This window comes from Acidobacteriota bacterium, from assembly GCA_035471785.1.
Lineage (GTDB): Bacteria > Acidobacteriota > UBA6911 > RPQK01 > DATIPO01 > JANQFM01.
Genome location: DATIPQ010000133.1, coordinates 46,766 through 66,111 on the forward strand (window position 1 = coordinate 46,766; position 19,346 = coordinate 66,111).

General features: G+C 61.4%; 14 protein-coding genes. 2 read left to right on the forward strand and 12 right to left on the reverse strand.

Annotated features, from left to right (window positions below; all coding sequences use genetic code 11):
• Positions 1 to 125: 125 nt before the first annotated feature.
• Complete coding sequence (locus VLU25_18705; GenBank protein HSR69965.1) at positions 126 to 1,187, reverse strand: N(4)-(beta-N-acetylglucosaminyl)-L-asparaginase; 1,062 nt, start codon at positions 1,185 to 1,187, stop codon at positions 126 to 128.
• A 124-nt stretch (positions 1,188 to 1,311) separates the two neighbouring features.
• Here VLU25_18705 and VLU25_18710 point away from each other — a divergent pair, with 124 nt between their 5' ends.
• Positions 1,312 to 2,907, forward strand: coding sequence for a tetratricopeptide repeat protein (locus tag VLU25_18710; GenBank protein ID HSR69966.1), 1,596 nt, complete (start codon positions 1,312 to 1,314; stop codon positions 2,905 to 2,907).
• Positions 2,908 to 3,177: 270 nt separating this feature from the next.
• Here VLU25_18710 and VLU25_18715 read toward each other — a convergent pair whose 3' ends face one another.
• The 8 genes from VLU25_18715 to VLU25_18750 all read right to left on the reverse strand — a co-directional run bounded on the left by VLU25_18715 (position 3,178) and on the right by VLU25_18750 (position 11,931).
• Positions 3,178 to 4,365, reverse strand: coding sequence for an RDD family protein (locus VLU25_18715; protein ID HSR69967.1), 1,188 nt, complete (start codon positions 4,363 to 4,365; stop codon positions 3,178 to 3,180).
• 134 nt (positions 4,366 to 4,499) lie between these two features.
• Positions 4,500 to 5,204, reverse strand: coding sequence for an ATP-binding cassette domain-containing protein (locus tag VLU25_18720; GenBank protein ID HSR69968.1), 705 nt, complete (start codon positions 5,202 to 5,204; stop codon positions 4,500 to 4,502).
• Between the two features lie 30 nt (positions 5,205 to 5,234).
• Complete coding sequence (locus tag VLU25_18725; protein ID HSR69969.1) at positions 5,235 to 5,930, reverse strand: bacteriocin fulvocin C-related protein; 696 nt, start codon at positions 5,928 to 5,930, stop codon at positions 5,235 to 5,237.
• 206 nt (positions 5,931 to 6,136) lie between these two features.
• A complete protein-coding gene (locus VLU25_18730) occupies positions 6,137 to 6,583 on the reverse strand; it encodes a hypothetical protein (protein HSR69970.1) in 447 nt (148 codons plus the stop codon).
• A 100-nt stretch (positions 6,584 to 6,683) separates the two neighbouring features.
• Positions 6,684 to 7,118 (reverse strand): hypothetical protein, encoded by a 435-nt coding sequence (locus VLU25_18735; protein HSR69971.1) that lies wholly within the window; start codon positions 7,116 to 7,118, stop codon positions 6,684 to 6,686.
• A 9-nt stretch (positions 7,119 to 7,127) separates the two neighbouring features.
• The gene (locus VLU25_18740) at positions 7,128 to 9,068 is read right to left on the reverse strand and encodes a hypothetical protein (GenBank protein HSR69972.1); all 1,941 of its coding nucleotides are present in this window, start codon (positions 9,066 to 9,068) and stop codon (positions 7,128 to 7,130) included.
• A 147-nt stretch (positions 9,069 to 9,215) separates the two neighbouring features.
• Positions 9,216 to 11,330 carry a PKD domain-containing protein gene (locus VLU25_18745; protein HSR69973.1) on the reverse strand — a complete coding sequence of 705 codons (2,115 nt, stop codon included), beginning with the start codon at positions 11,328 to 11,330 and terminating at the stop codon, positions 9,216 to 9,218.
• Between the two features lie 226 nt (positions 11,331 to 11,556).
• On the reverse strand, positions 11,557 to 11,931 hold the full coding sequence (locus VLU25_18750) for a hypothetical protein (protein HSR69974.1): 375 nt from the start codon (positions 11,929 to 11,931) through the stop codon (positions 11,557 to 11,559).
• A 118-nt stretch (positions 11,932 to 12,049) separates the two neighbouring features.
• On the opposite strand from VLU25_18750, the gene VLU25_18755 reads away from it, so the two are divergent.
• Positions 12,050 to 12,748: a CPBP family intramembrane glutamic endopeptidase gene (locus VLU25_18755; GenBank protein HSR69975.1), complete on the forward strand. Its 699-nt coding sequence runs from the start codon at positions 12,050 to 12,052 to the stop codon at positions 12,746 to 12,748.
• 124 nt (positions 12,749 to 12,872) lie between these two features.
• On the opposite strand, the gene VLU25_18760 is transcribed toward VLU25_18755, so the two are convergent.
• The 3 genes from VLU25_18760 to VLU25_18770 all read right to left on the reverse strand — a co-directional run bounded on the left by VLU25_18760 (position 12,873) and on the right by VLU25_18770 (position 19,264).
• Entirely contained in the window at positions 12,873 to 14,252 is a 1,380-nt protein-coding gene (locus VLU25_18760) for a sigma-54 dependent transcriptional regulator (protein ID HSR69976.1), read from the reverse strand.
• Positions 14,253 to 14,337: 85 nt separating this feature from the next.
• The gene (locus VLU25_18765) at positions 14,338 to 17,190 is read right to left on the reverse strand and encodes an ATP-binding protein (GenBank protein HSR69977.1); all 2,853 of its coding nucleotides are present in this window, start codon (positions 17,188 to 17,190) and stop codon (positions 14,338 to 14,340) included.
• Between the two features lie 286 nt (positions 17,191 to 17,476).
• On the reverse strand, positions 17,477 to 19,264 hold the full coding sequence (locus tag VLU25_18770) for a carboxypeptidase-like regulatory domain-containing protein (GenBank protein ID HSR69978.1): 1,788 nt from the start codon (positions 19,262 to 19,264) through the stop codon (positions 17,477 to 17,479).
• Positions 19,265 to 19,346: the final 82 nt, after the last annotated feature.

The window sequence follows — 19,346 nt, forward strand, 5'->3', positions numbered from 1 at the left end:
CTGGCTTCCCCATGCCTGTGGCTCGGGGTCTCTCGCTCGGGCCTTGGCTTAGATTGCCCTGCACGAAGACAGAGACATTCCAGCCTCATGGTAGCGCTTCCGACGAAAAGACTTGGTATCGACCGTCACCTCTCGTCAGATCTCTTGTACAGGTAAGCCGACTCGCGAATCCGGTTGCCTGAGGCGTCAAAAGCGGCGTAGCGGCCTCCGCTGTACATGGCCACTCCTGCATGGCGGCCTTTCTTGTCGACCAGGTAGAAGTTCACGTTGAAACGCGGACGTCCCTGCTCGTTCAACAAGTAAGGCTCGGTGGTATTTTCGGCAATCCGGCGCAAAACCTTTAGTCCGGCCTCTTCGGGGGAATCTCCGTTGCGCATGAACTCAACGGCCAGAAAGCTGGCGCAGGTCTTGAGGTTGGCCTCGCCGCGTCCGGTGCTGCCGCAGGCGCCCACTTCGTTGTCAACGTAAAGACCGGCTCCGATGATGGGCGAATCGCCTACGCGTCCGGGTATCTTGAAGGCCAGTCCCGAAGTGGTGGTGACTCCCGATATTTCTCCCTTGGCGTTGACGGCGTTGCAGTTGATGGTGCCGTGATGGCGCATGTACTGGCGCAGCGCGGCCTGACGGTCGGGACGCATGGAGGCCGGGATACGCTCCTCGGGATCGATCCAATCGTCGCGGTCGCTCAGCGAGCGCTTCCACTCCCACCAGATGCGGCGCGACTCTTCGGTCAGCAGGTCGGTCTCTTGCATGCCCATCTGCAGGGCGAAGCGCTTGGCCCCCTCTCCCATCAGATGCACGTGGTCGGTGCGCTCCATGACGAGTTTGGCCAGCCGTGCCGGGTTGCGGATGTTCTCAACCGCCCCCACGCCGGCCGCACCCCGGGTCGGCCCGTGCATGACGGAGGCGTCGAGCTGCACCACGCCCTCTTCATTGGGGAGCCCTCCATAGCCCACGCTGCGGTCTTCGGGATCGTTCTCAACCAAGGCCACGCCCGAGACGACCGCTTCCAGCGTGTCGGCGCCGTCGCGCAGCAATTGCATGGCTCTTTCGGTGGCTTGCAGTCCATTGGCGCTGGAGACGACCACCGGAGTGGCGGCGCTTTGAGCCCGGAGCCGGCCTGAAACCGTGGCCGTGGCCAGGGCCGCAGCACCCGCCGAGTTTTGCAGGAATTCACGTCGATTCATCGTTGCTCCTTTGCTGGTCGTTGATGGGTGAGGCTGAAGGGATGCTACTCGATCCTGCGGGTCTTGCCAAAGCGAGGCTCTCGGCAGGAGGGATTTTGCTATCCTCAGACATATGATCCGACACTTGTCCAAGACTTTCGCGGCCCTGGCGGTCTGGGCGCTGACCGCATTTCCCATGGGCCTGGCCCAGGGAACAGTGATCAAACCGCTTCGGATCGGGCTGGAACCCATTGCCGTCCCGCCCACCGAGGAGTTGGAGCAGGTGGTCAGAGACCAGATCGAAGCCACCAACGAGGGCCTCAGAGCTCTGGGGGCAACCGAGGTGTCTGATCAGCAACTCTCCCAGGCTTACGGAGACCTGGGGCGCCTTTATCATGCCTACGAGTTCCACCATGCCGCCGAGTCCGCCTACCGGAACGCTTATCGGCTGGACAGCGGAACGCGGGAGTGGCCTCACTTGATGGGCCTGCTGCTGAAGGAACAGGGTCGCCTGCAAGAGGCATCTCTCTATTTTCGAGAAGCCTTGAGGATTGACGATGACCTTACGGCCGCCAGGGTCCACCTGGGAAGGATCGAGCTGGAGCAGAACCGGAGCGATGAGGCCGCGCTCCTTTTCAGACGGGTTTTGAACGACAACCCGAGAGACGCCGCGGCCCGTTTCGGGATGGGTCAGGTTGAGATGGCCCGCGGCAACTGGCAAAGCGCCTGCGATAACTTCGAAATCGCCCTGCAAGCCGTTCCCGAGGCCGGACGCATTCACTATGCCCTGGGGATGGCTTACCGTGAAATGGGAGAGCTGGAGGAGGCGCGCAAACACTTGGCCCGGCGCAACACGGTGGGCGTGGCCCCCGCCGACCCCATCGCCGACTCTATGGCCGATCTCAAGCGCGGCTACGTGATCTACACGATTCGCGGACGCTCCCAGTATCAAAACGGCCTTATCGAGCAGGCGGCAGAGTCCTTCGCCGAAGCCGTAAGAGCGGCTCCTGAGAATGCCGGAGCGCGCGTCAACTTGGCTACTGCCTTGGCGCGCCTGGACCGGGAGGAGGAAGCCCGGGAGCACTTGAGAAAAGCGCTGGAACTCGAGCCCCGGCAATCGTCGGCTCACTTCAACCTGGGGGCGTTGCTCATGAAGGAGCAACCTGCCGAGGCCCTCCAGCACTTTCTCGCCGTCCTGCAGGAGCGGCCCGACGACCCTCAGGCCTTGCAATGGGCAGCTCGCCTGTCGGTCCGCCTCAACGGGGAGCATGCTGACCGCTTGGCTGTTCTGGCCTCCCAGCATGACCGCTCGGACGAAGCGGTCGTGTTGCGGGCGGTCGATTGGCTGGTCAGCGCCGGTCAGCCGGCCGATGCCTTGCTCCTCCTGGAAACGGCTGAGGAGGAGGTCCCCGGCCGGGGACGCCTGCTGCACGCCTGGGCCCATTTGCTGGCCACGGCCTCTGATCCGGCCCTGCGCAACGGAGAGCGTGCCGTGCAACTGGCCAAAGCCGTCTACTCGGCCCGCCAGAGCCTGGCCCACGGCTACACCGTAGCGCTGGCTCTAGGGGAAGCCGGCCAATGCGCCGAAGCCGCCGACTGGACCAAGCGCATGATCAAGATCGCCGAGGCCAACGGCGAGCAGGACCTGGCCCGACGTCTGGGCGTTGACTTGAGCAGGTTCCAGCAAGGCTCTCCCTGCCGTCCGCCCTTTACCCCCGACAATGCCCCCTCCCAGCAGTAACCTTAGATCGGGCTAGTGCAGTGCGCCAGAAGTTTTGAGCCACCCTGTGGCGTTATCCCACGCTTTCAGCGTTGGCACATTGGCCGTCTGAAACCCAGGGTGGCGCCGCCGTCTCGCTGGCGCTCGCCGGGGCTGACCCTGGGCTGACGAATCGCTCGCCTTCAGCGAGCCCGGACTTGACTTCTAACACAGTCGCGGGCCTGGGCGGATCTGTCCCTTTCAGAAGGGACAAAAAACGACGGCCTGGCTCAGAACTTATGACCGGCAGCACTAGTGGTTTTTGCGGTAGACCACGCGGGTTTGAGAGAGGCGGTCATGGAGGCAGCGGGCCCAGGGATCGAAGAGTCCCCACAGCAGTCCCGCGAAAAGCAGTCCCAGCGAAGGCAGGAAGGCCAGCACACGGATGAGGGCGGCTCCGGTGGGCACCGATGGGGACTCCTGGTGGAGCACCCGCAGTTCGGTGAGCTGCATTCCCGGCGTCTGTCCGCTCAAGCGCAGAAAGAAGACCGAGCCGACCAGGAAGAAGATCAAGCCCAGTATGCCGCCGATCTCCAAAGCAGGGCGTGTGAGCAAGTCCAAGGCCAGCAGGCGGGAGGCCCCGAAAGCGAACACCAGTCCGGTGAAGGAGGCCAGAATCAGGTCCACCAGGCCGGCCAGGAATCGAGAAACGAAGATCTCCCTGGGCACCCACAGTTCATCAGCCTCATCCAGGTCTTCGTCTGGGAAGTCGTTCCGATAGGGCGAGTCTGAGGAATCGGGGGTTTCATCGCCTTGCTCTTGAGACTGATCGCGTAAAAACCCTCCTGAGACGCTTTGCGGGTCGTCGCTTTCCCAATCGCCGCGCTGCAAAGGCCGGTCAAGGGGCGAGAGCTGGGTATCGGTGCGGTCTTGGAAGGTGACGATGGATCTGTCCTGGGCCTCCTCCCCGCCCTTTTTGCGGTCCGGTGCCAAGGCGCGTTCCAGCAGTTCCAGTTGGACCGCTTCATCGGCTTGGTCGGCCTCATCGGCCTCTTGGATCTCGTCGACCTCCTCCTCATCCTCCGCCTCGGGCGCCTCTTCGAAAAGCATTGCCGCGGCTTTCTCCTGGATTTCCTCCTCGGCGGCTTCGACAGCTTCCGGCTGATCGTCCTCCTCGCTCTCCGTATCCGCAGCGGGGTCCGGACCCGCTTCCTCTGGGGGAAAAGCGTCATCGGCCGGGGCGTCGATTCCCTTCCCCGCCAGCTCTTGCGGCGAGGGGAGCGTGAACGTTTCGTCGCGGAGGAAGGTGTTGGGAGGGCGTTTCAGAGTAGGACGCTGGCCCAGCGAAACCGTAAATTCCGAAGCTTCGGTTCCGTTCTCGGAAGCTCCCTCGGCTGCATCCGGCTCCTGGGCCGGGTCCTCATCCTGCGGCGCGGACAGATCCTGCTTCTTCTGTGCGTGCTCCTCAAGCTTCTTCTTGATTTCGCTTTTCCAGTCCACCAAAGGCACTCTAGCACAAGGCACTGTCCCTTTAACCAGGCTTGGAGAGCCCTCCGCCGCCAGGCCTCCTGCACCATCAGTCGATTTCGATCTCGGCCAGGAACTGGTTGATCAAAGGGGGGAACTGAGCCCTTTTATGTTTGACGTCCGCCAGCCTGAAATTCCTCGAGGCTTTTTACCTTGGGGGCAGCACGAAGGAGAGTCTTGTCTTGGGTCGTCATGACGATGGTCCTCCCCCCTTGGTGTTGTGCCTGCAAGCATTCGAAAGCGCGCAGAGCATTCTCGGCGTCAAGGTTAGAAGATGGTTCATCGACCAGGAGTATCGGCGTCTCGGTCACTAGTGCCTGGGCGATGCGAACCCGTTGCCGCTCACCTCCAGAGAGTTGATAGGGAAGAGAGCGCCGCTTTTCTGTCAGCCCCAGGACTTCGATAGCTTTCTCCACAGTCATCAAATTGGAACAGCCCTGGAAGAACTGGCTGGCTGACAGATTCTCGAGGACAGTCAAGTGTGGCAGGAGGTGAAGGCCTTGATCCACATAATGAATGCACAAGCGCCTTAGACGGCGGCGAGCGCGTCCCCCTAAAAGCGAGATCTCGGTGTTAAAGATGCGAATGGCGCCTGCCTCAGGCAACCTGATTCCACCAATGAGGTCAAGAAGTGTAGATTTACCGATCCCGCTTGGCCCTGTGATGGTGAGGAATTCTCCAGGGGAAACACTGAGATTCAAATCCTGGAGCAATACTCGCTGGTGTCCTGCGGCGCAGACTCCGGCGCAGAACTTCACCCTTTCGATCTCGATGGCCTGGTGGGAAGCCGGTTCTGGTGCCAAAGATGGCATGAGGCCCTCCGAAAGGTCTTGAAAAGAAGCTCAGCTTGCTCCGCCGCTCTGAGTGGGATCCTCATCAAAGAACTCACAACCGCCAGTGCACTCGCTATTCCCGAAGAGACCGCACCCTGCAACGGTGGCCTCGCAGACACCGAGGTCGCAGTTGCCCCATCCATACCATTGACACCAGATATTCTGATTGCAGATACACGAGCCTGTGAAGGCCGTCGCTGTGAACCAGCCCTTCACCAGCGCTGTCAGATTGGTTCGGATGGCAAGTAAGCCTAGAGGTGTCTTGACTTCACGCGGGCCCAGAGTCTGGAAGAGACTCAATGCCAGTTCCGGACCGAGGATCTCGGCTGCCTCTGCTTCGTACCTTACTAGGAAGGCAGGATCCGAGGAGCCTTCATAGAGATCACGACTAAGGCCCTGACGGGCCTCCTCTAGAAAGCGGACCTGGCCTTCTGACAAGCCGGCATCGGAAGCGAGAAAGTTGGAGATCTGTTCTTGAAAGAAGCGGGCCTTCTCGTCCGAAGTTAGGCGAGAGAAGATCTGAATTCGGTATGGATAGGGGAAAGTCACGATTTCCCAATACGCCTTGGGCAGATGTTCTGCATTCCGCTCGCCCCATTCGGCCACCAGCCTGCACGGGGGTTCGCCGCTGATCATCGCTGGATCGAATAGCACAGCGACAGTCAAGAAAGCCATCGCGAAACAGATCAGCATAATTTTCCGCATGATCACCTCATCTCCTTGAGTGTCGGATGAAGCGGCAAGCCTCAGACAACAGCTATCGAGTGTACAATCATAGACTACCTATCTAGAGTTTCATGCGGTATTACCATAAGTACAATTAAATGTCAACTTATTTTCAACTATTATCAACATGGCATATACAGCGAGAGACGGTGAAACTCGATCCGAGCGGGAAGCGGGTCTTCAGGCTAGCGGTCGGGACTGGAACGTGGAGCTATCGCCAGAGCGATTGCTGCGCCGGATGAATAGACGATCGCCATTGACGCCAACGCGAGAAGCCCGGCTTGAGAAAGACCAGGCCAAGTCAGGAAAGCGAGCAGCCCACCAAGCAAAGCTGGAACGCTGATTTCCAGCAAGAACAGCTGGAGGCGAGCATGACCCCACAAGTGAAGAAGCGCTTTGGCTTGAGCAGCATCCCTCTGCATCGAGTAGACGGTGAAAGCCACGATGGCTCCCATCGATATTGTAGCAATCCACCTCAGGGAGGCGCTGAATGCTGCGCCTGGATTAGGTTCGCCGCCTAGTAGATCAGGTGTCGAGAGCGTGAGCAAGAAAGACGTCACCATCAACAGAAAGCTCGAGAATGGCCGCCGCTGAACCGACCGCAACCACCAAAGGATCACGAAACGCATCATCTGCCCATCTGTTGTTCGAGGCTGCCACGCTCTCCTCACGCGGGAACCCATTGGCTATCTCAACAGAACAGTTTAGCAGCATCCTGAAGGCGTCTGGCCATCAGTCGATTTCGATCTCGGCCAGGAACTGGTCGACGAGTTCGTCGAGAGGGCGGCAGCGGTATTGGACTTCGGGGTCGGAAACGAAGGTCTTGACGATGACGCACATGGCGGCTTCAGCGGACCGGCTGGAGGCCTCTTGGAAGGCTTGCCGGCTCAAGTAGTCGAGGGCCCGCCGGAAGTCCTCGTCGGGCAGAAAGCGGGAAAGCGGGAAGCGGCCGAAGACGAGCGCGGCAATGCGTCCGAAGGCGGGATAGCGCTCTTCGTAGATCATCAGCGGCATGATCTGCTCGCCATAGTCGGGATCGTTTCCGGGCAAACTCTGCAAGCCCCCTCCCTCGACCTGCCAGAGGCGGCGCGAGAGGTAGAGTCCGGCCAACACCAGCATGGCGCCGGCCACCAGCAGCAAGGCGGTTGAATAGGAAGGCAGGGACATGGCGAGTCCTCAACGCGACCCGGCTTCCATGGCGGCCCGGGCAGGGAAATCAAGCCGGCACAGCCCGTCGGTGAGGGTCCCCACCAGCAGGGAACCGTCGGACGCCGCGGCCAGGGCGGTTACCCTGGAAGCGTCCTTGAGACGCAGGCGCCGCCAGGAACCATCCTCCGGAGAGCGCGAGAACAAGTAACCGGCGCTCAGATCGGCCGCGAAGAGCCGGCGGCCGGAATCGGCGGTCACGGCGGTCAGGCCGTCACGGCGCAGCCCTTCCACCGGATTCCAGGTCAGGCCCTGGTCGCTGCTCAGGTAGAGTCCCCGCGGAGTGGCCGCCACTACGGCCCCGTCCCCCGCCACCTGCAGGCGCTGCACCGGGGTGTAGGGCAGGCCCTGGACGCGGATGGCCCAGCTCTCTCCGCCGTCCTGGCTGAAGAAGACGCCCATCTCGGTCCCCACCATCAGTCCGCCCTGGGGGGTTTGCAAGGCGGCGTGAACGGGTCCCTCGTAAACGCCCAGGTCGATGGAGCGCAGGCGTCCCGTAGACAGATCGGCCAAACGGCCCCCCTGGGCAGTAGCCAGGAGCAATTGGTCGCGGCCCGGCACCGGGGCCAGATCGCCGATCTGAGGCCCTTTGGGCAGTTGCAGAGGAGTCCAGGAAGACTGGCCGGGCCGTCCCCGGTAGAGGCCATCCCCGGTGACCAGCAGCACTTCGCCGTCAGGCGAGGGCAGGATCCGGCGGATGGAGGACACGGCCGCCTCCAATCCGTCGTTGTAAGACTGCCAGTGGCGGCCCCGGTCGCGGGTGATGAAAAACCCTCCATGGGATCCGTCCGAGGCTATGGCCGCATAGTAGTGTCCGGAGTCTCCGGGAGCCGAGGCCAGGGCTGAGATGTGGCGATGGGTGAAGCCCTGGTTGGAGGGCTGAAAAGTGCGTCCGCCGTCTTGGCTGCGCAGGATTCCGGCGTCATCCACCCCCACCAGCACAATGCGGCTGTCGAGAGGATGGACAGCGATGGCGTTGACCACCACTCCTGGATAGATTTCTTCAAAACGGGCGCCGTTGTCCTCGGTTTTATAGAGCCCGACGGTGGTTCCCGCGTAGACGATGGAGGGGTCGGCAGGATCGAAATGCAGCATGCGAGTGCGCTTCGCCTCTTTAGGCAGGCCATTGCGCAGCTTGACCCAACTCTCTCCGCCGTTGGTCGACTTGTAGACGCCCGTGCAGGCGCTGGAGAAGAGCACTTGGGGATCCCGTGGCGAGACCAGCAGGCTGAACATGTCGCTGTCGAAGGCCATTCCCTGGTGCATGGGCTTCCAGGTCCGTCCCCCGTCGACGGTTTTCCAACCGCGCCTCCAGGTTCCCACGTAGAGGGTCTGCCCGTCGCTGGGGTCGAAAGCCAGGGATTCCACGTTGTAGAGGCTGCGGTAGCCGCGGGTTACCCGACGCCAGCTTGCCCCTCCGTCGTGGCTGAGGATGACCCCCTCGGAAATGCCCAGGGCGATGACCTGGGAATCGGAGGGCGCCACGGCGATGGCGCGAATGCTCATCTGATATTGCCCCAGCGGAATCTCCTGCCAGTCCTTCCCCCCGTCGCGGGTCACGAAAAGCGCGCCGTAGTCGCTTTTAGTTTCCCAAGCTCCGACATAGAGCGTGTCGGGGTCGGCTGGGTCGAAGTGCAGGTTGTCGACTACCAGATGGCGCTGCGGCAGTCCCGGCAGCAAGCGCTCCCAGCTCAGGCCGGCGTCGGTCGACTTGAAGATCTGGCTGTCGGAAGTGCCCAGAAATACCGTGTCGGGCCGCTGGGGATGAATGGCCAGGGAACGCACATCGCCCCCGAAAGGCCCCAGCACCTCCAACTCGACTTCTTCCACGGGCTGAGCCTCGAGGAAGCAGCAGCAAGAGAGAAGCAAAAGCCGGCACAACTGCGGAAGGGACTTGGCGATCTGGTTCATGTGCGACAGCATCCTTAGAGGATAACCGATTGGCCCCTGGTAAAGGCAACCTTCGCGGACCCTTGGCGGGCCGCAAATTGGCGCAAAAAGGGCCTCCCCGCATTGCTGCGAGGAGGCCCGACGGTTAGCGAAGCTCCAGCCTGCCGTCTAGGGGACGGAAAGCTCAACTTCGACGCGGCGGTTTTCTTTGCGTCCCTCAGCCGTGGAGTTGTCGGCTATGGGATTGGTTTCGCCGCCGCTCTTGACTTCGATGCGGTCCTCGCTGATGCCGCGTTCATCGACCAGATAGGCCTTGGCGCGATTAGCGCGTCTCAGACCGACCCGCTCGTTGACGGCCTCTGAGCCGGTGTCGTCGGTGTACCCGGTGATGACGGCTCGCAGGCGGGGTTCTTGCTGCATCTTGAGGGCGATCTCGTCCAGTTTGGCCTTGCCGATGTTGTCCAGAGGCATCTGGATGATGACCTTCTCGGTCACATTGAAGGTGGCCGAGTCGCTGCCCTCGCAACCGCGGTCATCGGTAGCCTTGGCTTCCACCGTATGCGATCCGCCGGCCAAGCCGGAAGTATCGATGGTGAAGCTGTTGCCGCTGCCGGTGCGGGTGCGTCCGTCGACCGACCACTCGACGGTGAAGGGATCGCCGTCGGGATCGCTGATCTGGGCCGTAGCCTGGACATCTTCGCCGGCGTAGACCTCGGTGGGATCGACCGACAGGCTCACCTCGGGACAGTTGTTGGGACGGCGGTTGACGGTGACGTCGAAACTGCAGGAGGCAGTCATGCCGTCCACGTCGGTGACCGTCACTTCAACCGTGTAGCTGCCGGGGTTGCGCTGGGCGGTTCCGAACTCGAAGGTGGGGCTGTTGTTGCTGACCGATTGGCCGTTGACGGTCCAGGAATAGGTCAGGGCGTCCCCGTTGGGATCGGAGGCCTGGGCATTGAGCGTGGCCGACTCGCCCTTGGTGACGCTGACGCTGCCCGGCTGGCAGGTAATGGTGGGCGGCTGCTTGTTCTTCTCGACATTGACATCAGCCGAGCAGGAGGCCGTGGCCTCGCCGTCGCTGACGTCCAGCTTGACGGTGTAGCGTCCGGCCTCGAGACCGGTGGAATCGAAGGTGGCAGACGTTCCGCTGTCGCTCAGGCGTCCGCCGGAAGCCGACCAAGTCATGGTCAGGTTGTCATCGTCGGGATCGCTGACGCGGGCGTTGACGGTGGCCGACTCGCCTTCGGTGATGGTGGTTTGGGCGGGGTTGCAGCTCACCGTCGGAGGACGGTTGATCTTGCGCTGCAAAGCCAACTGGGCCCAGAAACCGTGACGGTCGGTCTCGTCGATGCCGAAAGCTTCGTCGATGTTGGCGCCGACATAGCCCATGTAGCCGCCCGAAATGGCCAGCCACTTGGCCGGGAAGGCCCTCAGTCCGCCGATCACGTCGACGGGGTTGTGAGGATTGGCCAGGCCGCGGCGTTCACCGTAGAAGACGGTACCCGTCAGTTCGCCGATGAAGTGCACCTTCTTGGCACTTCCCAGAGGAACTCCCACACCCAGTCCGAAGTTCCACTCGTTCTGGCGGTCCACACCGTTGGGGTCGCCGGTGATCATCAGGCCCGAGCTGGCGGTGAAGGTTCCGCTGTTGGGCATGTCCTTGGAGAGGATGAAGTCGAAGCCGGCGTCGTTGGCTCCCGAGGAAAGTCCGCGGGCCAGACGTCCACGGCTGGCATCCAGGTGAAACTTGGCGACCGGCTGTACGGCCAGTCCCAGGGCGTCTCCGCGGCGCTCGGAGAGGATGTTGAATTTGGCGCCTAAAGAGAGTTCGCCGGGACCGCTGCCGAAACCAACGTCAAGAAACGGGGTGTCGTTGAAGAAGCTGGTGGTGCAGTCGTTGGGCAAACAGCCGCGGGGGCCGATCTGGGTAGGAGTCTGGTTGGCTCCCGGGAAGACCGTATTGGTCTGGATCTGGCTGGCGTGCACCCGCTTGTGAATCTCGTAGGAGGCGAAGAACTCGATGCGGTCAGTCAGACCCACCGTAGCGGTGATGGGAAAGACGGTCAGGGAGAGATCGCCGGGTTCGCGGTGTGCGTAGTAGGCGTTCAGCGAAAATGAGAACTCTCCTTGCCGCAGGGTGTCTGCGAAAGGAGTGCTGAAGAGTCCGGTCGATCCACTGTAGGTCGGGGTCAACTGCTTGATTTTCCCGTTGTCCTGGGCGGCCAGTCCGGCAGCCAGCAGGAGCACGAGACATATCGTCAGCAACACTCGTAGGCGAAGCATGTCATTCCTCCTCATCTATCTAATCTACTTGAAGCGTTCTGCTGCTCTGACTTTGGCTTCCACAGAAATGACCGCCGGCCGGCGAACGATTCGCCGCGACAGCCTCGCCGAAAGTCCTAACTTGCTAGTTTACTAGCGTTTGGGCGCTTTAGCCAACTCGAATGCAGGCTGCAGCGCCTCTTGGGCAATCCGCCTACGCCTCCGAGGGGCGATCAGGCGCGCGGGCTCAATGATAATACCCCTTCCTTTTATACCTTCCGCCACCTCTTTCGTCAAAATCGTCGTCGTCCTCGTAATCGAAGTCGCCGTTGCCGTCGAAGTCGTCGTCATAGTCGTCTTCGTCGTCCTCGTCGTCGAAGTCGTCCTCGAAGTCGTCGTAATCGTCGTCGTCATCCTCGTCGAAGTCGTCGTAGTCGTCTTCGTCGAAGTCGTCGTCATAATCGTCGTCATCGAGATCGTCGTCATCGAGATCGTCGTCATCGTCGAAGTCGTCTTCGTCGAAGTCGTCATCATCGAAGTCTTCGTCATCGAAGTCGTCATCGTCTACATAATCGTCGTCGTCGAATTCTTCATATTCCTCGTTGTCATAGCCCCGTGCCATGTCAAAAACCTCCTTAGAAACGGCATTATAGCCGCACCAAGCCTTTCTACAACAAAAATCCCATCAATAGATGCCGGAACTTTCGAGAAGTGGCTGAGACCGTTAAAATCACCTCCGCATGAGAGGCGAAGAGCGATTCCTGCGGCGCTTCCGAAGCGCCTTCCAAGTCGCGGCGGTGGCCGTATTCGGACAGGTGGCGGCGAGTCTTGTGCTGGGCTTGCCCGATCCCGGCCGGCTGGAAGTGCATCGCGGGCACCTGTTCGCCTTTCTTTTGCTGGAATCGCTTTTCACGCTGCTGCTGATTTTCTTCTTCCTGCGCTGGGAAGGTCAGGGTTGGAAAGACATTGGCTGGCGGCGCAGCCGGGCTTTTGCTCAAGCGCTCAAGGGTATCTTGAGCGTCCCCCTGCTGTTGCTGGCGGCCTACCTGGTGATCCGTTTCTTCGCCGAATTTCTCCCCCGCTGGTCCTCGCTCGAGAATCCCCTCTTGCAGCTCATCAAGGGTCCCCTCGACCTCTTTTTCTTTCTGCTCTCCAGTCTGGCGGTGGGAGGATTCAAGGAAGAGATCCAACGGGCCTTCGTGCTGGAGCGGTTCGGACGCGACCTGGGCGGCGTCTGGCTGGGACTGGCTCTGTGGAGTCTCTTTTTCGGCGCTCTCCACCTGCTTCAGGGGCCCGACAAAGCCGCTGCGGCGGCTGTCTTGGGTGCGATCTTCGGGTTTCTCTACTTGCAGCAACGCCACCTCGCCGCTCCGATTGCCGCTCATGCCCTCTACGACATGACCGTGGTCGTCTGGGCCTATCTCGGTTCGTCCGCCTAGTCGTAGCGAGCAGTCTCATACCGCCGAGAGGCAATTGGGACTTCACCGCGGTCACTGAAACTTGACACGTGTGTGAACTTGTTGGCCACCTAGTGGCCCTAGTTGGCCTGGCGCAGGCCAGGGACTAAGTCGGTATGCGGATTTCCAGCCGCTTGAGTTTTTCATTCAGCGTGGTCGGATTGACACGTAGTATGGAAGCCGCCTTCTTCTGGTTCCAATCGGTCTTCTTGAGGGCGGTGACGATCAGGCTCTTTTCGAATTCCTGCACCATCTCCTTGAGGGAGGCGCCTTCGTTCATGATCTTGTAGCCGATGCCGCTCGAAGCTTCGGTCACTTCGGGGGGCAGCAGTTCCTCGTCGATGACGGCCTCGGGAGGAGCCAGCACCACGGCCCTTTCGATGATGTTCTCCAGTTCGCGGACATTGCCGGGGTAGGAGTGCTCCATGAGCAGCCGCAAGGCGGTCTGATCGACGCTGCAGAGATCTCGCTCGTTCTGTTCGCAGTAGACGCGCACGAAGTGGTCGACCAGCAGCGGAATGTCGTCGCGGCGGTCGCGCAGGGGCGGCAGATGAATGGAGATGACGTTGAGGCGGTAGAAAAGGTCCTCGCGAAACTCGCCTTCGTCCACCGCCTTTCTCAGGTCGACGTTGGTGGCGGCGATGATGCGCACGTCCACTTTCTTGTTCTCGAGGCCGCCCACCGGCCGGAATTCCCTTTCCTGAATCACTCTCAGCAGCTTGGCCTGGGTTTCCATGGGAACCGTTCCCACCTCGTCCAGGAAGAGGGTTCCGCCGTCGGCCACTTCGAAGAGGCCCTTCTTGGCCGAGGTGGCCCCGGTAAAGGCGCCCTTGGTGTGGCCGAAGAGTTCGCTTTCCAGCAGGTCTGAGGGAATGGTGCCGCTGTTGACGGGAACGAAAGGCTCTTCGGCCCGCGGGCTGCAGTGGTGGACTGCCTTGGCCACCAGCTCCTTTCCGGTGCCGCTCTCGCCGTAGATCAGCACGGTACTGCGTCCGGGCCCCACCTGGGAGATGAGGTCGAAGACGCGTTGCATCTGTTCGCTCTTTCCGATGATGCTGTGAAAGGAGGTGCGCTGTTTGAGGGTGCGTTTGAGGAGGCGGTTTTCTTCGGCCAGGGCCCGTTTCTCGAGTCCGTTCTTGACCACCTGCAGGAGCTGCTCGTTTTTGAAGGGCTTAGTGATGAACTGGAAGGCGCCCAGCTTGGTGGCCTTGACGGCATTCTCGATGGAGGCATAGGCCGTAATCATGATGACCACCGCGTCACGGTCGGTCTTGAAGATCTCCTCCAGCACCTTGAGGCCGTCCATGCCCGGCAGCATCAGGTCGAGCAGAACAACGTCCACCAACTCCTCGCGGAAGATCTTGAGGCCCTCCTCGGGACGGGCGGCGCTGAGGACCCGGATGCCCTCCTGCTCCAAGAGGCGGCTGATGACGTCGCGCATCACCTCTTCATCGTCGATCACCAAAACGGACGGTTCTTTGCTCATGACGTTCCAGCCTTCATACCGCCAGAGAATACCCGGACGCCGCCACGGCTCCTCCCGGGGCCGGGCCGAGCTCCAGGGGGAGCTGTCAGTTCAACCGCTTGATCGGGAGCCTTACCTGGAAAACCGTGCCTTGGCCAGGGCGGCTGTCGACGCTGATGCGTCCTTGGTGCTCCTGGATGATCCCGTAGGAGACGGACAGTCCCAATCCCGTTCCCTTGCCGATTTCCTTAGTGGTAAAGAAAGGATCGTAGATGCGCTTCAGGTCCTGAGGGCTGATTCCGCTGCCCGAGTCTTCGACTTCGACAACGGCTTGGCCGTCTTCGCGATAGGTGCGGACGCGCAGATTGCCGCCCTCCGGCATGGCGTCGCGCGCATTGATGAACAGATTCATGAAAACCTGCTGGAGTTTTCCCCCCACTCCCACCGTCTTGGGCAGGTAGGGATCGAGGTCGACATCCACCTCCACCTGTCCCTTCTTGAACTGCGGTTCCAGCAGAGAGACGGTTTCCACCATCAGAGTGTTCAGGTTCACTTCAGTGGGTTGAGCGTCGTTGACTCGGGCGAAGTTGAGCAAGTTGTTGATGATCTCGGAGGCCCTGAAGCTTTGCGACTCGATTTTCTTCAGGGTCTCGTAGGAGGGATCTTCGGGCGATATGCGGCCGAGCAGCATCTGGGCGTAGGAAGAGATCCCCGCCAGCGGGGTGTTGACCTCGTGGGCCACTCCGGCCGCGAAAAGTCCGATGGAACTCAGTTTCTCGGCCTGCTGCAACTGGCCTTCCAACTGGATCCTTTCGGTAATGTCTTCAAAGAGCACCAGCAAGCCGGAATCGAGCCCTTCCTGGGCCACGAAAGGCGTCAGGGTGATGTTGGTCAAATGTTCGCGTCCCTGCCGGTCTTTGAGGCGCGTCTTGCGAAGGTTGCGGGTGGATTCGACGGCCCATCCCGGTCCGTCCAGCAAGTTGCGTACGGCCTCCAACACTCCTTCGGGCATCAGCTCCTTGAAGGGGCGGCCCTCGGCCTCGCTGCGGCTCAGCCCGTAGAGCGTCTCCATGGCGTTGTTCCACACCGTCACGCGGCCCTCGGGCGATAGGACAGCCACGCCTACCGTGATGCTCTCGACCACGTTTTCGCTGTAGGCCCGGAGCCGGTTGAGCTGGCCGGCCTTGTTCTCCAACGAATCGTAGAGGATGGCGTTGTCGACGGCGATGGCGGCGTAGCCGGCCAAGGTCGAGAGCATGGAAAGGTCTTCGCTGGAAAGTGGGTGGCCGTCGCTGCGGCGACCCAAGCCCATGAATCCGATAATGCGTCCCCTGACTCTCAGAGGCTGCACGTACTCGATGCCCCAGTCCCCGAAGATCAGATGGGAGAGCCCCAGTCCGCCCTCGCCCTGGACGGGAATGTGAGTGGCCTCGGAGGCGTTCAGGAGTTGCTCCGGCAGCCTCACGCTGCCGTCCTGTTGAGCCAGGGCGAAGCGGCCCGCCGAACGGTAGAGATGAAACAACCCCGATTCCTGATCGTCCCGCAGGAAGATCGTCACCGGCCGAATGCTCAAGGCTGCTTCAACCCGTTCACAGATCTTGTGGGTGAGTTCGGACAGGCGAGTTTCCGAGCCCAGGGTGCGCTCGAATTCGGCGAAGGAGGCGCGGTAGGCGTACTCGGCTTTGTAGAAGCGGCGGTCCAGGTAGCCCTGCACCCAGTTGCGCAGGGGGGCGAAAACGAATCCCAGCACCAGGGCTGAAGCCGCGAAGACCGTGAACGACTCGTCGGAGGTATAGAAACCTTGCACCAGGCGGCCCAAGCCCAGCACCAGCGCCAGGTAAATCCCCAGCAGAGCCGCCGAGGTGAGGGCGTAGACGGCGCCCTTCTTGAAGATCACGTCCACGTCCATCAAGCGGTAGCGGGTGATGGCATAGGCGAAGCCCAGGGGAACCAGCAGCAGCGACAGCACCGAAAAATCGAGCAGACCGCCCAAGTGCGATCCCCACGCAGCCTGGGGCAGGTAAAGCAGGATGACAGGCAGGCCTCCGAAAAAGAGGCCGGCGGTGATCCACTGAATCTGCCGGCTCTCGCGCACATCGGCCTGAGCGCGCTGCACATGCAGCAGTGCCCAGGCGCTCAGCCCCAGGAAGAGCAGCAGATGAGCCAGGTGGACCAGATCCCACCAGTAGGAAGTGGCCAGATCGAAAGGCAGCCCAAAGGGCTGCAGCAATCCCCGAAACCACAGAGCGTAGAGGAAGGCCAGCAGGCCGAAGGGGAGGTAGATGAGACCCTTCAGCCGCGGCATCCTCTGCAAGAGCGGGAGAGGCTTGGGAAAGGTGACGGCGAAATTGAGCAGGAGCGGTCCCGCCGCCAGAAAGGCCAGGCCGTCGGCCCAAAAGACGATCTGATCGACGGCGTCGCCGCTGCCCGAGATGCGATAGAGGAGCATCACGAAGAAGGCCAGGCACAGGCCGTAGAAGTGGAACGCTCCGCGGGCTCTCCAGTTGCGCAGGTAGACAAAGCCGCCGATGGCCAGGAAACCCACAGCCAGGAAGGGCAAGGCGAAGTCGATGGGCAGCAGGCGGAGGCTCAGGCGGACGGGGGCGCTGAGAGCGACTTCAGCACCGCTGGAGGCCTTGCGGATGACGTACTCGACAGGCTGGCCGGGCGTGCTCTCCAGGTGAGAGGCCACGTCGTTGTAGTCATTGAAGTCCTCGATGGGCAGTCCGTCGATGGAGACCAGCAAGTCGCCTGCTTCCAGCGTGGCTCCCTGGGAGTTGGAGAGGGGCGAATCGAGCACCTCCTCGGCAACCAATCCCTGCTCGGATTGGGACCATAGGACGCCTTGATCATAGAGCGGATGAGAGAAGCGCTGATGCAGATTAAGCACACCGATCCACACGGCCAGCGCCGTGACGATCAGTGCCAGCACTGTCTTCAATCGCTCACTGATTGCCATCTGGTTCGCCCTACCTCTAGCGGAAAAAGAACCGCATCAAGCCGGCGGCGGTTCTCCGCCCCGAGAGAAGCAACTTTGATGCCATGCATGGCGGCTCACAGCGAATGGCCCCAAATAAGGGCCTCTTTCCCGCTCGGAGAAACGCCGCAAGCGGCTTCAGGCTTATTTCCGCTTCCTCCCGATCCAAATAAGCGAAGCAGGGTTCAAGAATTTGGATCGGCATTTGGGCCGCAGCCTCCCGCTCCCCTTGAAAGATGCCATCGGCGGGCCGGAAGTCGCAGCAGGTTCAGAAGCGGACGGCGATGCCGCCGCGAACCGTGCGGGGGTTCTGTAGCAGCACCAGGTCGCCCATCGGAGTTTCGACGGTGCCTACGTCCTGGTTGGTCAGGTTGCGGACATCCAGCAGAGCTTCGATGTGCTGAGGCGTCAAGAAGTCCAGCCCCAGGAAGTCGAAGAGCCCCTGAGGCATGGGCAGGATCTGGCGTACGAAGACGTTGACGCTCTCGTTGGAAGTCTGGTAACGGTCGCTGTAGGCGTCCAGGGAAGGAATGGGGTTGCCCTCGGGGACCAGCTTGACCAAGGCGGTGACCGTGGTCTTGCTGAAGGGCAGGTAGGCGTCCACTTGGGTGGCCAGACTGTGATAGCCGTGACGCCGGAAGAGGCTGGCCAAGTCCTGGTAGCCGACGGCTTGCAGAGGTCCTCCCTCCTCATCCAAACCGTAGGCACGGCTGTAGAGGTAGGTCACGGAGGCCTTGAGATGGTCGTTGATGCGGCGTTCGTAGATGAGCCGGTAGCCGCTGGTATCGGCTTGGCGGCCGTCGAGCTGCAACACTTGCAGACCGTGGGAAAGACCGTCTACGGCAAAGGGGCGCCCGGCGCCGTCCATCTCATTGCTGAAGACGGCGGCCTCGACGAAACTTGATTCCCCCACCTGCTGGCGCAGGCTGGCCTGCTGATAACGGGTCGTTCCCAGGCGGAACTCGTCCCCCACCCGGGAGACATAGAAGGAGTCGGACAAGTTGATGCTGTCGCCGCTGGGCAACGCCAGACTGTTGGTCACGGTGTCGCGTTTGGAGGCGGCCAGCAGGCGGAACTCGGTGCCCTCCCGCGGCTCAAAGGAAAGACTGACGTTGGGGCTGGCGAAGTTATGGGTGTCGTGGGCTCGAACCTGATTCAGCTCGAAACCCCACTCCAGCGTCAACGTGCGGCCCCAGTCCCAGCGGTCTTGCAGTCCCAGGCTGAGGGAGCGCAGAGGCCCGCTGATCTGAGACAGATCGGCGCCCCCGCCCTGCAGGGGCGAATCGCCCAGTGTCAGGTGAGGCTGGTCGAAGCTCAAGCGTCCGTAGCCGATGTAGACCTGAAGGCTGTGGCGCTCGCTCATCTGGTAGTTGATGAAGTTCTTGAGCCGCCACATCGAATCTTCGCCCGAACTGAGCTGCCCGGCCAGTACCGAGGAACCGCTGAACCCGAGAGGATTCTCAACGGCGAAGTTGGTAATGGTGGAGGAAGCCGAATCAGCCGGGAAAACCAGATAGTCGCCTCCCAGCCCCGGGCTGGACGTCACGTTGAGGACGGCCCGGCTGGGCCGGCCCCATTCCAGGGTCTCACCGCCGATGTCGCCGTTGTCGTCGCTTCGGAACACGACGCGGCGCTGACTGGCGCCGCGGAAGAAGGCTGCCTGATTGAGATTCTGGTCCTCGGCGATCTCGACGCCCAGAATCTGCTGCAACATGACCGTCACCAGTTCGGTGCGGCCCGGACGTATCTGGATGTCGGTATCGCGTGCGTTGCGGAAGCGTCCGCTGCGGACGAGGATTTCGTAGGTGCCGCTGGCGATGTCTTTGAGGAAAACCAGGCCCGAGGCGTTGGTCCGGGCCAGGATGGGCAGGTCTTGGGACGCTCCCTGCAAACTGACGAGGATGCCAGACAGGGGCTGGCCCTTTTCGTCGGTGATGCGGGCCGTCAAATCGCCCGATTCAGACTCGGCAGGAGAGGCCGCGACCATCAGGCTGCACGGATACAGCAGGGCCAAAATGACGGCTGCAATTAGCCAGTGGAGTCGATTTCCCCTCATACACACTCTCTCGGTACGCGCTCGAAGTGCGCGCACACTTCCGATGCAGGCTCAGACTTCCCTGTTATTCTAGACCCATAGA

Coding starts and splice junctions, on each gene's coding strand:
- VLU25_18705 (HSR69965.1), bottom strand. CDS start 1,187: ATGAATCGACGTGAATTCCTGCAAAACTCGGCGGGTGCTGCGGCCCTG.
- VLU25_18720 (HSR69968.1), bottom strand. CDS start 5,204: ATGCCATCTTTGGCACCAGAACCGGCTTCCCACCAGGCCATCGAGATC.
- VLU25_18725 (HSR69969.1), bottom strand. CDS start 5,930: ATGCGGAAAATTATGCTGATCTGTTTCGCGATGGCTTTCTTGACTGTC.
- VLU25_18730 (HSR69970.1), bottom strand. CDS start 6,583: ATGATGCGTTTCGTGATCCTTTGGTGGTTGCGGTCGGTTCAGCGGCGG.
- VLU25_18735 (HSR69971.1), bottom strand. CDS start 7,118: ATGTCCCTGCCTTCCTATTCAACCGCCTTGCTGCTGGTGGCCGGCGCC.
- VLU25_18740 (HSR69972.1), bottom strand. CDS start 9,068: ATGAACCAGATCGCCAAGTCCCTTCCGCAGTTGTGCCGGCTTTTGCTT.
- VLU25_18745 (HSR69973.1), bottom strand. CDS start 11,330: ATGCTTCGCCTACGAGTGTTGCTGACGATATGTCTCGTGCTCCTGCTG.
- VLU25_18750 (HSR69974.1), bottom strand. CDS start 11,931: ATGGCACGGGGCTATGACAACGAGGAATATGAAGAATTCGACGACGAC.
- VLU25_18755 (HSR69975.1), top strand. CDS start 12,050: ATGAGAGGCGAAGAGCGATTCCTGCGGCGCTTCCGAAGCGCCTTCCAA.
- VLU25_18760 (HSR69976.1), bottom strand. CDS start 14,252: ATGAGCAAAGAACCGTCCGTTTTGGTGATCGACGATGAAGAGGTGATG.
- VLU25_18765 (HSR69977.1), bottom strand. CDS start 17,190: ATGGCAATCAGTGAGCGATTGAAGACAGTGCTGGCACTGATCGTCACG.
- VLU25_18770 (HSR69978.1), bottom strand. CDS start 19,264: ATGAGGGGAAATCGACTCCACTGGCTAATTGCAGCCGTCATTTTGGCC.